Here is a 13369-nt window from a genome sequence, read left to right as displayed (position 1 = left end):
GTCTTTGCTCCTAAAATCCGGTGGATATCACGTAGTATGGCAGCGGGATGAGCAGCGCCAAAAATGTCAGTTTCACCACGCGGTGCGTTGCAAATACGCGCGACAAGATCATTGGGCCAAGGGCTGTGAGGGCGACACAGATGAACACTGCGGGCCACATCGGACCGTTCCAATTTGCGCTATCTGGGTTCAATCGCACAACGCCTTCGCGGATGGCGAACAGCGCCAATGCAAGGGCGAGCACCATCGGATAGCGAACCACGGGCCGACTGGCCGAGGCTGCAATCGCGCAAAATCCCATCAACATGCCCATTGCTGCGATTCCATAAAACGATATCGCGGTCGGCCCCGTGGCCTTGCCTAGGGTCAAAAATCCTAGACTGACCAGCACCAATGCGGCAACCACATCGAGGTCTGGAAACTTGCTATCGCAGGGCGCGACACTGCGGCGCCAGATATGCGCGACGAGCACGAGAATGGGAAAGATCGTGTTCTGGGGATCAGTCACCGCCAGCAATAAAAATATAGACGTCACATAGACGCGAACCGCATGTGCGTTCAGACCAAATTTCGGGGCCACAATTTTGAACGCAACAATACTCAGCGCAAAAATCGCTGCGAGAAACACCAGCTCCCCAAGCGTGCTCGTCCCGTGGGCCGATAGGAAAATTAGCAAGCCGACAGGTAGAAACAGATTGTCAAAACCGCGCCAACTGGCGGCCTCAACCAAGGTGCCAAATCCCGCGACCATCAAAGAGAGCACGATGATATTTGGCGGGGCAAAGGACGTCATTAGCATGAGGCAAATAACCGAAATCAGCAGGGTGACTGTGAAAAAAACTGCGCTACCTTCGAGGCTTTTCTCGCCTTCCTCAACACGGAAAAACTTGGTTCCATAGGTGCTTCCAGCCAAGGCCGCTGCGGCATCAGCGAGGGTCAGAACGGCAATCGGTAGGACATAAAGGTAGAGCTGATCTCCCGCCAAAAACAGACATACCCCGACCGAAATCGCCAGAAGGAAATCCCCATAGGACTGTCTTTCGACACTATGTAACGTCGCACCAAGTCGCGAATTTGGTAATCGAAGGAGCAGCATCACAATGAGCGTCAGCCCAACCAAAAGATACACCGGCCAGCGATCAGGGAAGAGCCAAGGCAGGGTGAGCGCGTAAATTCCAGTGCCAATGTGGACCAGTTTGCGCTGCACCTCAGAACCAATTTGCCACGTGCCCGCCAAATGCCGAACACCCGCCATAAATCCCATCAGCCCGACAACAGACCCAAGCGCCAGCGCTATTTGTAGGACGGGACTCACTCTTTGACTTCCTCAACGACGAAGTCCGAATAGAAGAACGCTTTGTCGATGGCCTTCCCCTCGCCCTCCACTTCGCTAAGGGTCGTCACGCTTGCCGCAAAGGCCGCAGGAACGCGGCGCGGGGCCATCATGTTCCAATAAACTAGCCGCGCTTTTGGGGCGGAGGCGTTCAAGATACTCTCATATACTTTCGCGAAAACCTCAGGCGACATATACTCAAAAATATCCGAGAGGTTGAACCCATCCGCCTTTTCGCCAGTCGACACAAACGCCTCAAGCGATCCCGGCCGTATCTCAATCCTGTCGAGCCGCGATTTGATCGTTTCAAAATGTTCCTCGCGCCATGTCATCGGCAAGGCCTCGCCATGCTTGCCTTTGATAATCCAATGCAAATAGGGGTTTTGCGCGGGGTCTGTGGCGACGGCCGCATGGTAAATACGGCGCGCCACATGTTGGGCGGGACTGCCTTCGACGTGATCAAAAAACGCCTTATCGCGCCCCATGCGCCCCATTACGAACCTTGAGAAAAACACATTTAACAACAGCCGCCAGCGCCAAGTATTAAAACGGGTATCATAGAACGTCTGACGATCCGCCGAGGTGCGCGACACGAATATGTCGTCGAGGGTTTTCGCCGAATGCACCAGTGGCAGCAAGCGCGTGCGAAAGATGCGAAAATACCGCTCAAATTTTCCGACACCACCTGCGCCGACCTTCTCCACATCGTCCCGAAGGGCGGACCAGAAAGCGCGTATCTCCTCATCGACACCTTCCAAAGCTTTGCTCAAAAGTATCTTCCGCCGTGTTGAGGGACGTGCGCCCATAAGCTCTACAAATTCCGCATGGCTTAGGTTCTGGAATGCGCCAATCCGCAGCTTAAGGCAGGCAATCTGTGCGGGAGACAGATCAACCACAACGACTTTCGCAGGGTCCAACGTCAACATCGCCAAGGCATTGTCGCCCGCCGAGCAGATCGACACCAGCATCCCGCCCGCGCAATCGCCCAACCCTTGGGTCAAGACATCCGCGTCCTCCCACAACTGGGCGTAACGAATGTGGTCAAATGCGGCTTTCGCCTCGATTTCAGAGGTCATCGTTTTGCCGCTCCACCTGTCCTGTTGCTCCGTCCACGGTGATCCTCTCCCTATCATTGATCCATTGCGTGGCCCCCTTGAGGCCAACCACGCAGGGTATCCCCAACTCGCGGGCCACAATCGCCGAATGCGACAGGAGCGAGCCACGCTCAACCACAATCGCCGAGGCATTCGCAAATACAGCAATCCATCCCGGATCCGTATGCCGCGCAACCAAAACATCGCCAGAAGCAAGCGCCTCAGTTCTAGGATCGCGGATAACGCGCGCCTTTGCGGTGACCCGTCCAGCGGAACACCCCGTCGCCGTACGCACCAAACTCGCGTCGTTTTCCATCACTGGATCGTTCCACGTTGGTGCAATTGCTGGGCCGCGCAATTCGATCCGTTCAGGAGGGTCTGCGCGTTTTTCTGACCGCGCATCCTCTGATTTACGTAACGACACCAGTGATTTAAGGTCTGGAGACAGTCCAAAGCCCTCGACAGCCCCAAGCAATTCTTCAGTGGTCAAAAAGAACACATCGCGCGGTTCTTCCAACAAGTCCCGCGCCGTCAACTCACGGCCCAGAGCAACGAACACTCTGCGCGCATATCCAAAGATACGAGTCCGTTCAAATCGCAGGTTTTCGCGATCGCGCACACGGGCCTTGGTCCATGTGATCAGCCGTTTCGCAAAGGCCCGTTTTACTGGATTCTTGAACAACGCCACCCAATCCGGTTCACGCACCGCGTGCTCTGCGACCGCACCGCGCGTGGCACTCGCCGCAATCGCCGCCAACAGGCTGCTGGGGTCCTCGCGCAAAGTAATGCTTTCCAGCTTTAGTTCTTCGGCACACCTATCTGCGAACTTTTCCAGATAGGCCTCCACCTCGTGCTGAATTTTTGGGTGCGCCCTCAAGCCAGCAAGGCCTTGCGCCACCAACGTATCCGCCACACCTGCCGCCTTAACCATCTGCCCGATCCGCGCAATCCGTTTGGCAGGTTCTGCGGAGATGATATCGCCCTGACCGATCATCACATCATTATGCAAAAGCACCCCCTCGGGGCCGAGCCACTTTTCCATCAAATTGCGCGAACTCCCAAAGGCAATCATGCACAGGAAGTCATTTACAAGCGGCGCGTCCCAGCGATCGAGCAATGTGCTTTCGATCTTGCGGTATTCAGCGGCCAGCGCGGTCGGGCCAGCAGTTTGCAAATCAAAGCCACTGTATAACGCAGAATTCAACCTGCCATAAAAACGTCTGCGGGTACGGGGCAGTAAAACCGCCTGCCAGAGCAAGCCTAAACCCGCGCGGGTCATCTTGAAATACTCAGTTGCGCGCCCCAACCCACTGGCTGGACGAGGACCAATTGTATCCGTCACCTCGGACGGCATCGGGGTATCCACCCCCATCATCGTCTCCATGTAGGCGCGGTTCAGCGAAAACCCCGGCAAGAGCGCCAGCGCCCGATACCAATTAACAAGGTTGTAATAAACACGGCCATCGACGCGCGCCAACATATTGCCAAAGACCGAAGATTGGTCGGCAATGGTGGTGTCTGAGACGCCCAGCAACGCAAGGAACGCACGGTAAACGCGATCATAAACATGCACGGCAAAGGAATATGTCAGCGGACTGACCATGCCGGGATAGCTTTCGACGATATTGGAATTATCAAATATCGTTAGCACAGTGTCGGGGTTCGCGAGCGGCAAAAGTGCCGTTGTGATGGGCCGCGATTGCAAAATATGCAAACCATCGGCATCAATCGCCCATTCGATATCCTGTGGAACACCGAAAGCTGCCTCGGACCGTCGCGCCAATTCGGCAATGTTTTTCGCTTGCGCTTCGGTTAAAACGGAGGGTGTTTCGGGGCCGACAATTATCGCGCCAACGGTCCAGTCTTCGCCGTCCTCTTCGCCCGACACCAGCCGCTCCCCCAAACCCGCAATCGCAGAAATAACCACCTCATCCCGACGCCCCGTCACTGGATTGGCCGAGAACGCGACGCCCGCAGAAACCGCCGCAATCATTCGTTGCACGATCACGGCTGGCCCCTCAGCCTCGCCACCTGATTTTAAGGCGCGATAGGTTGCAACCGTTTGCGAAAATCCAGATTGCCACACTTGTTGCGCCGCTTTCTCTACGTCGTGCGCCGCAACATTCAGAACCGTCTCAAACTGCCCCGCGTGGCTGTGATCTGCGCCATCTTCTTGTTTGCCAGAACTGCGAACGGCGAACGGCCCCTCGCCCAGCTTGGCTATAGCCGCCTTTAAACCAGTAATCGTTTTTCCACTCTCAAACGCTTCAGATCTGATCACGAAAAATGCGGGCGGCGTAAACCCGAAACCCGCGAGACGTGATAACGCAGCCGCTTTACCGCCAACCGCCTGCACGTCGCGCGCGTCTGCCTGAGATACAATAAACGACATTAAAAAACCCTCATCAAAATCGGTGCAAAACCGGCAATCGCATAGCAAGAAAATACCCAGAGACCGGCCAGCGTATCCATCCGTTTTTCTGCCTTCTCCGTAGGAGACTTGGCATAGGTAACCGCACTGATCAGGCAGAGCGCCGCCCCAGAACCACCCAAAACAAAGCTGATCCAAAACACTCCTGTTAAGGCCCCAACGCCCAACAGCAAAGCAAATGAGGCTCCGACACAGGCCGCCCAAATAAGTACAGCTTTCGCAGGGCCCCACAGGCCAGAATAGGTATCGACCCCCACGATTTCGCGTGCTGGCGTCCACAATTTGCGCCCTATTTCCAAAACGCATCCATTCACGAAGGACAATGCCAAAAACAAAACAAGCCCCAGCGCAGCCTTGCCATTCGGCATCCATTCCAAACTGGTCAGCAGCAGATCGATCAGCGGCATAATCGCCATATGGCTCAGTAAATACAGGATCGGCCTCGCCTTGAGCCATGCAGGCATCCCAAATTCACCGGTCATCACGGCCAACCAAAACCAGACCAGTGACAGCAACCACAAAACAGGAGGATGCCAAAGCCAAGCCGCCAAAACGGTGATCGGCATTGAGGCCACGCCCAACCAGACAATCGTTTTTAGGGAAATCAAACCGCGAGGGATTGGGCGATTAGGACGAAACCGCAGATCATCTTCTAGATCCTTGTATTCGTCGCAAACACGCATTTGAAAAAACAGCATCATCGCGATGAGAAAGCCGGCAACAAACGCGCCTATGCTAGGCAAGGGACGACCAGAAAGTTCCGCAGAAACGCAAATACTGGCCGCAGAGAAAACAGCCAGCAACGGCCCTGTCTTAGCCAGTGGAAACCGTTCTTTTTGGTAGATCCAGAAGGTTGAAAAACTCATCTATGCCGCGCCAAGTTTTCATGCGCACGGGTGAAATGCCCCGCCGCAATCGCCGCAACAATCGAGATTTCACCACAAAGGCATGTCGCCGCCGCAACTTCAGCCAAGGCGGCGCCTTTGCCCAAACCTTTGAGGCCCAGAATGTTCAAACCCGCCGATTGGCTGGGCAAAGATGTGCCGCCACCGACGGAACCCACCAGAATATTCGGCATGGTCACACTGCAGAAAAGATCGCTCCCACGGGCCTCCATCCGTGTGATGCCCATGGCGCTTTCTGCGACGCACGCGGCATCCTGACCCGTTGCAATATACAGCGCCGCCAACCCGTTGGCGAAATGCGCCTGCGTGCCCAATTGTCCTGACAGGTGCGACCCAAGGTTGGCCACTTGCCCGTACGCAAGCATCGCCTCAACGGTTGTGCCCAATGTCTTTTCAACCACCTCAGCCTTTAGTATCACGGAAGCACTCACCTTTCGGCCACGCCCCGTCACCAGCCCCAAAAACGACGCCTTTTTGTCACCCGAGAAATTGCCTTCGATGTACCAAGCCTTGATATCAACGGGACACCCCGATTCGATTTTCGCACACAGCGCATCAGTGGCAATCGTCACCATATTTTGGCCCGCCGCATCGCCCGTCGTGTAGCGGCAAATCAGGAAGACGATGTTGTTATCAATAACGGGTTCAAGCGACACCAATTTCCCATACTGTGTCGTTCCCTCGGCCGCCGCTTTCAGTCCTTCGATTTCATTAACAACCCACTCAACGAATATGCCCGCATTCAACAGGCTATCAAACACAAAGGCAGGGGTTCGGATGACCCCTTCGTACAAAAGCGCCGTGCTAATCCCCCCGATTTTGTTGCCGCATAGGCTCCGCGCGCATAGGAGGCCACTAGCGCTGCTTCGGTCGTTGCCATCGGCACGTGATAGTCACCGTGCGCGTTCAAGCCGTTAATGCGCAGCGGTCCAATGATGCCAACGGGTACTTTAACCGTTCCGATAAAATTCTCGATATTCGCACTAAATTGCTCGGGGGCCTCCATCGTGAGCGGATCAGCAAGCGCCGCGCGATCCTCTTCTGATGCGACCTCCAACAAGCGCGTCCAGTATCGCGCCACCGAGGCCGCTGTGGCCTTGCGAACGGGGCGCAAAGTTGTAAACTCCGCATCACTGGGCAACATACGCTCTTGTAAGGGACCAATTTGAAACCGAGCCCGAATTTTTTTCAGCATATCTTTCACGTGAGATGGGATGGTCATTCGAGGTCTCCGGAATTACTTCTGCGATAATATTCGCACATCTTGTCCTGAATAGGTCAAATATGGAACGATTGCCAGATGAACCGCCCCCTTAAACATCGCTCGTAAGCACCCCACCGGAATTACATTCGGAAACTGGTTCAAACTATTGGCGCAAAACGGCTTTTGCATATCTCCGACCTCTATCCACTGCGCCGAGATCATCACTTTGGCGCGCCTGTCAAACTGTGTGTTAACCTACATTGAAAACATCCGCCTTGATCGCAAAATAGCGCAGATGAAAACCACCCAACGCCTATCAACTGCTGAACCCAGAGGCAAAACCGATTGTGCCCACGCGAGAGCATAGCAAGTGGCTTAAATTTCTTGCTCTTCCGCCGCACGAAAGACGTTGTACGCCCCTGTGACTTTTTAATTTAGGTCAATACCGTTATGTCCATAGCGCGTTACACAACCCACACGTTATCGGTGCCAGAATCGAACGCCACTTTATCGATAGTGAATAGAAAACCCCGCATATTTTGTGTGTCCAATAGGGGTATGGCAACATGCGCAAATTACTCACTCAGTAGTACAATTTGCAAGCCGCTTTGAGGTGTAACGCCAACGCGGCCAAGGGAGTACATAAGCCCCAATGGACCATCCTTCGCGCAAACCACTCCTAGAAGGAATTCAAGGTCGAGGTCGGCAAATGCAATCAATCGCCCTGTTTCGTTACGAATGTGGAGGCCCCGACCGCTCCAAGCCAGTTCCCTCTGACACCCACCGCCTGCCCAAATCTGGCAGCTTAGCGCAACCGGCGCCCTAGGCCTTGCCCTAAGTACTGGAATCGGCTACGTTTCTTCACAATCTAACGCCGACCGACCGGCCCGCATCACGCTGGTTTTTTCTAACAGGGTCCATCGGATAGTCATGTAACGGCCCCGGCAATTGTTCTGGCGGGGACAAGGACCATTTGGGGTTTCTGATGCTGAGCGACATTTCCGCAATTGATCTGGCACGGGCACAGTTCGCATTCACCATTTCGGCCCATATCATCTTTCCAGCTTTCACCATCGGATTGGCAAGTTGGCTGGCAGTTCTAAACGGGCTGTGGCTGTGGCGGCGCGACGCAGTTTATCTGCGGTTATTCGAGCAATGGAAGACGATTTTCGCGGTGGTTTTTGGCATGGGCGTGGTCTCGGGTATCGTGATGTCCTACCAATTTGGCACCAACTGGTCGGTCTTTTCCGACAAGGCAGGGCCCGTTATTGGGCCGCTCATGGGATATGAGGTTTTGACGGCGTTTTTCCTTGAGGCTGGCTTCCTTGGCATCATGCTGTTTGGGCGTGAGAGGGTTGGCGAAAAGCTGCACATGATGGCCACGACAATTGTGGCGATTGGGACCGTGATGTCGGCTTTCTGGATTTTGGCCGTCAACAGCTGGATGCAGACCCCGCAAGGGCACGGGTTTAACGACGTCGACCAGTTCATTCCCCTCGACTGGTGGGCCATTATTTTCAATCCGTCCTTCCCTTACCGGCTGGTGCATATGGTGTTGGCGGCGTACCTCACGACAGCCTTCGTAGTCGGAGGCGTGGGGGCATGGCATTTGCTAAAGTCCCCTAAAAATCGTGGGGCACAGATCATGTTTTCCATGGCGATGTGGATGGCCCTGATTGTGACCCCAATCCAGATCATCGCGGGTGATCAGCACGGGCTTAACACGCTGAAACATCAACCTGCCAAGATTGCGGCCATTGAAGGCCATTACAAAGGGTATCCAGAGGGGCGCGCACCGTTGATCCTGTTCGGACTGCCTGATGATGCGACGGGCAAGGTTCGCTACAAGGTGGAAGTCCCACTTCTAGGCTCGCTGATCCTCACACATAACCTCGACGGCCCCCTTCAAGGGTTAAACGACTTCCCTCCAGAAAATCGCCCGAAATCGGCGCTGATTTTCTGGACGTTCCGTATCATGGTGGCGACAGGTTTTGCGATGCTGGGTATTGGCCTCTGGGCGGCATGGGCACGCTGGCGCGGGCAATTGTATGATGCACGCTGGCTCCAACGCTCCGCCGTATTGCTGGCGCCGTCGGGTTTTCTGGCAGTGCTTGCGGGCTGGATCACAACCGAAGTCGGACGCCAGCCCTTTACCGTCTATGGCCTCTTACGGACCAGCGACAGCGTGTCCCCCTTACAGGCGGAGGCCGTTGGAGCTTCGCTCATTGCCTTTATCGTGGTGTATTTCTTCGTTTTCGGGTCCGGAACGTTTTATGCGCTACGCCTGATGGGCCGTAGCTTTGAGGGCGACATCTCAGCACAGGTCGACCACACCGCATCTGATCCTAAAGGAACGCAACATGGTCATTGAACTCTCCTTTATCTGGGCTGGATTGATCGCCTTTGCGGTCTTGGCTTATGTGTTGCTTGACGGTTTTGATCTGGGGATCGGCATCCTGTTTCCGTTTCTAAAAGATCGCGACGAACGTCATCTGGCAATGAACACCATCGCGCCGGTTTGGGATGGTAACGAGACATGGCTTGTGCTTGGTGGCGGCGGGTTATTAGCTGCGTTTCCGCTAGCCTATGCCATCGTGATGCCTGCCCTCTACCCCTTGATCATCACTATGCTTCTGGGCCTAATTTTTCGCGGTGTGGCGTTTGAATTCATTCACCGAACCAACCGGATGAAGGCGTTTTGGGAAATCGGCTTTTGCCTTGGGTCCCTGATCGCCGCTATCTCACAAGGCATGGCGCTTGGAGCCTTAGTACAGGGCATCACAATCGACGGGCGCGCCTATGGCGGTGGCAACTGGGACTGGCTCACGCCGTTTTCCGCGTTGACGGCACTGGCACTCGTGGTGGGGTATGCGACACTCGGCGCGACTTGGCTGATCCTGAAGACAGAGGGCGAAACACTGACCCGCGCGCGCCGCTTTGCATGGCCGCTTGGCATCGCTCTACTGGTTCTGATCGGGGTGGTCAGCATCGTCACGCCCTTCCTACGGCCGGAATATCTTGAACGCTGGTTTGGCTGGCCCTCAGGTGTCTACAGCGCAGTGGTGCCTATCCTATTGGCCTGTGCCGCGTGGATGTTGTGGAGTGGATTGCGCGGCCGACACACCCTGCGCCCGTTCCTCGCAACTGTCGCGATATTCGTACTCACCTACATCGGCCTCGGGATCAGCTTTTACCCAAGTCTGGTGCCCCCATCACTAAGCATTATTGATGCCGCAGCACCGGATACGTCGCTACGCTTTCTGCTGATCGGCGCGTCGATACTAATTCCGATGATACTGGTCTATACTGCTTATTCCTATTGGGTTTTCCGAGGGAAAGTTCGCCCCGAAGACGGATATCATTGATGCGGCAATGGTTGTGGTTCGCAGCGCTCTACCTAGCCGGAATCGCAGTCGTCGGCACCATTGCATTTATGATACGGGCAGTACTGCTCTAAGGTGTGTCGGGGGAGCGATTTGTCGTCTTAAGAAACTAAGTCGCGCCCTACCCGCTTCAAGCTAGATCCTCTGACCTCTTTATCATGCGGTCCCCCCGCGCCATAAGCCCTCAAAGAGGGGGCGAAGAAAGTTTTTTGCGATAACCTGTGCAGAAAATAGTGTGTTACAAACGTTTCTGAACTTATTGGAATAGTGGGTTAAAATGATTGGTAATTTCCGCACAGCATGGAATAACACGGTCAAAATGACATCCAGATATGGTAAACCGAAATGAATTTAGCCGAAGAAACCACCCCATCAGTTAAATCCAGCCACTCCAAGCTACACCATATGGCACCCATTATTTTGGGGTTTGGCATGTTTTTTATGGGCGCTTATGCCCTCTATAACCTACTTTCCTCGGTCAATATCGGCCACGTGCGCCAGCAGGCGGCGTCGGTTCCCATCTCCCATATTGCGGCGTCGGTTTTGGCGACAGGTGTGGGGTATTTTGCGCTGATCGGCTATGACTGGTCGGCTCTGCGATATCTGGGCAAACGTTTGCCTTTTCCTGTGGTGATGATGGGCGGATTTCTGGGATATAGTTTTGGCAATACCATCGGTTTCAGCGCCATATCGGGCGGCGCTGTACGCTATCGCATTTACTCGGCCTTCGGGCTAAACGCCTTTGATGTGGCGGCTATTTCGACGTTTGTCACGCTTGCGTTTAGTTTTGGTATTACGCTTGTTGGCCTCGCAGCCCTTGCTATCCATCCCGCCGCTTTGGGGGATTTGCTCCCTTGGTCGCGGGACACCGTTCGCATAGCTGCCACGCTCGCGTTTTTGGTGCCGATGGGGGTTTTGACGTGGTTGTCTGTGACGGGCAAAGTTGCAAAGTTCCGCCGTATAACCGTGTCGATGCCGTCGCCCAGCATTCTGTTCAGCCAGCTTGGCTTTTCAATCGTTGATACGTCGATGGCGGCCTTAACGCTGTATATTTTGATGCCGACGGGAACACCCGATTTCATCACGTTTATTGCCCTTTTTGCCGCTGCCGCTTTGATTGGGGTCGCCAGCCATGTTCCGGGCGGCATTGGCGTTTTTGAGAGTATTATCCTTGCGGGATTGCCCGATACAGTTCCGTTGGATCAAGCGGTTGCGGCCTTGCTTTTGTTCCGTGTTATTTACTATTTACTGCCCTTCGCGTTGTCGGTGGTATTTGTCTCGGCGATTGAAGGGCGGCTTGCGTCTGGTTTTTTGGCCAAACGATTGGGGCCAGTTTCCAGCCAAATGGAACCTGCATTCAAGGTCGTCGCGTCCGTGGCCCCAGTGGCCGCAGGGTTTACGGGTTTTGCTGTGGGGATTTATCTATTGCTGGCCGCTGTTGTGCCCGCGTCACGCAAGGAAAATATTGACCCTGATGATCTGCTGTCGATCATTTTCTTGGAAGGGGGCGCCTATTTGTCAGCGGCTCTCGGGCTTTTGTTGATTGTCCTAGCGCAGGGTCTTTTCCGCCGCATGTCGGGCGCATTCTGGCTTACGCTCGCAGTTCTGACTGCTGGGGCCATTGTGTCCACGCTAACGGGAGCGGATTGGAAGGAAACCCTTCTGCTCGTCGTTTCAGCCGCAGTTTTGTGGCCGCTGCGCCGCGAATTTTTCCGCGCCACCAAGTTGACGCAAGGCATGTTTACTTGGCGCTGGATTGCGCTGCTCGCCGCCCTTCTGGTCAGCATCGGCGGGTTCATCCTGTTGCTCCATCAGGCGGTTCCGTATTCCCATGAGCTGTTGGGGCAATTTTCTGGCGATGCGCGCTTGCCCAGAACCCTCCGCACGGGCCTGTTTATGGCGGCGCTTTCGGTGCTTATCTTGGTCTATTTATTGCTTCAACCTGCGCGGACGCGCGGCGTGGTTGTGGATGAGGTGGCGATGAAACATGCAGAGCGCATCATTGCCCTGTCGGGGCAACCCGAAGGCTGCCTTGCGTTGACGGGCGATAAAACCCTGTTCTTTTCCAAGGAGATGGACGCATTTATCATGTATGCCGTGCAGGGACGGTCTTGGATTGCCTATGGCGACCCAATCGGCCCGAAAGGCGCGATTCCTGAACTGGCTTGGGACTTCTTTGACTCTGCCTATAGTGCCAATTGCCGACCGGTTTTCTATGAAATCAGCACGAAATATCTGCCTCTTTGGGTCGAAATCGGCCTGACGTTGCATAAAATGGGCGAAGAAGCCGTGGTGGATTTGACAACATTTTCATTGGCGGGTGGCGATTTTCGCAAGATGCGTGCGGCCCATAATAAGGCGGTCAAAACCGGCCTGAAGCTCGAAATATTGCACCCGCCCCATAGCGCGGCGTCCATTGCTGCGTTGAAAGAAGTGTCGGACGCGTGGCTGGGTGAAAAACATGCGACCGAGAAGGGGTTTTCAGTTGGCCAGTTTACCGCTGAATATTTGGCCCATTTCCCCATCGCCATTGTAAAACGGGAGGACCGTATTTTGGCCTTCGCAAACGTCATGTCCCCGGGGATTTGGGCGCGGTCAGCATTGATCTGATGCGGTATTTGCCACAAGAAGCCGATGGCATGATCGAGTTCCTCTTTATCAAGCTGATGGAGCATTACCGAGAGAAAGGCGCGCAGACCTTTAGCCTTGGAATGGCGCCGCTTTCTGGGCTTGAGGCCCGACACGGAACGCGCATGTGGAACCGTGTTGCCTCGATCATTTATCGTCACGGCGGGGCGTTTTATAGTTTTGAGGGCTTGCGTGGCTTTAAGAAAAAATTCCACCCGCAATGGCAACCTCGCTACATGGCCGTTCCAGGGGGGCTGCAACCTATTATTGCGCTCCGCGATGTTACGCTCCTCATTTCTGGCGGCGCGAAACGCCTTTGGGGCAAGTAAAATCCATTTAACTCAAGAAGATACATTTGAAGCTGCAAATGCTTGATTTCGTTTTTGTGGCC

General features: G+C 54.6%; 8 protein-coding genes and 1 pseudogene. 4 read left to right on the top strand and 5 right to left on the bottom strand.

Annotation, left to right across the window (positions count from 1 at the left end; all coding sequences use genetic code 11):
• Window positions 1-10: 10 nt before the first annotated feature.
• The 5 genes and pseudogenes from RC74_RS12640 to RC74_RS12620 form a co-directional block, all read right to left on the bottom strand.
• Complete coding sequence (locus tag RC74_RS12640; protein WP_039003932.1) at window positions 11-1315, bottom strand: diacylglycerol/polyprenol kinase family protein; 1305 nt, start codon at window positions 1313-1315, stop codon at window positions 11-13.
• On the bottom strand, window positions 1312-2409 hold the full coding sequence (locus RC74_RS12635) for a BtaA family protein (RefSeq protein ID WP_039003933.1): 1098 nt from the start codon (window positions 2407-2409) through the stop codon (window positions 1312-1314). The genes RC74_RS12640 and RC74_RS12635 overlap by 4 nt, the downstream gene beginning before the upstream one ends.
• Window positions 2399-4819 carry a PEP/pyruvate-binding domain-containing protein gene (locus RC74_RS12630; protein WP_052275070.1) on the bottom strand — a complete coding sequence of 807 codons (2421 nt, stop codon included), beginning with the start codon at window positions 4817-4819 and terminating at the stop codon, window positions 2399-2401. Before RC74_RS12630 ends, RC74_RS12635 begins: the two co-directional genes overlap by 11 nt.
• Window positions 4819-5724 carry a UbiA family prenyltransferase gene (locus tag RC74_RS12625; protein WP_039003934.1) on the bottom strand — a complete coding sequence of 302 codons (906 nt, stop codon included), beginning with the start codon at window positions 5722-5724 and terminating at the stop codon, window positions 4819-4821. Before RC74_RS12625 ends, RC74_RS12630 begins: the two co-directional genes overlap by 1 nt.
• Window positions 5721-6769: pseudogene (locus tag RC74_RS12620) on the bottom strand (hydroxymethylglutaryl-CoA reductase). The gene RC74_RS12625 and the pseudogene RC74_RS12620 overlap by 4 nt, the downstream one beginning before the upstream one ends.
• A gap of 1183 nt (window positions 6770-7952) precedes the next feature.
• On the opposite strand from RC74_RS12620, the gene RC74_RS12615 reads away from it, so the two are divergent.
• The 4 genes from RC74_RS12615 to RC74_RS23310 all read left to right on the top strand — a co-directional run bounded on the left by RC74_RS12615 (window position 7953) and on the right by RC74_RS23310 (window position 13307).
• Entirely contained in the window at window positions 7953-9338 is a 1386-nt protein-coding gene (locus RC74_RS12615; RefSeq protein WP_082802284.1) for a cytochrome ubiquinol oxidase subunit I, read from the top strand.
• A complete protein-coding gene (gene cydB / locus RC74_RS12610) occupies window positions 9328-10332 on the top strand; it encodes a cytochrome d ubiquinol oxidase subunit II (RefSeq protein WP_039003936.1) in 1005 nt (334 codons plus the stop codon). Before RC74_RS12615 ends, cydB begins: the two co-directional genes overlap by 11 nt.
• A gap of 363 nt (window positions 10333-10695) precedes the next feature.
• A complete protein-coding gene (mprF, locus tag RC74_RS12605) occupies window positions 10696-12960 on the top strand; it encodes a bifunctional lysylphosphatidylglycerol flippase/synthetase MprF (RefSeq protein ID WP_062628271.1) in 2265 nt (754 codons plus the stop codon).
• Window positions 12960-13307, top strand: coding sequence for a phosphatidylglycerol lysyltransferase domain-containing protein (locus RC74_RS23310; RefSeq protein WP_062628270.1), 348 nt, complete (start codon window positions 12960-12962; stop codon window positions 13305-13307). Before mprF ends, RC74_RS23310 begins: the two co-directional genes overlap by 1 nt.
• Window positions 13308-13369: the final 62 nt, after the last annotated feature.

This window comes from Falsihalocynthiibacter arcticus (genome assembly GCF_000812665.2).
Classification (GTDB): domain Bacteria; phylum Pseudomonadota; class Alphaproteobacteria; order Rhodobacterales; family Rhodobacteraceae; genus Falsihalocynthiibacter; species Falsihalocynthiibacter arcticus.
Note: the sequence above shows the minus strand (reverse complement) of the source record. Positions and strands in the feature narration are given on the sequence as shown.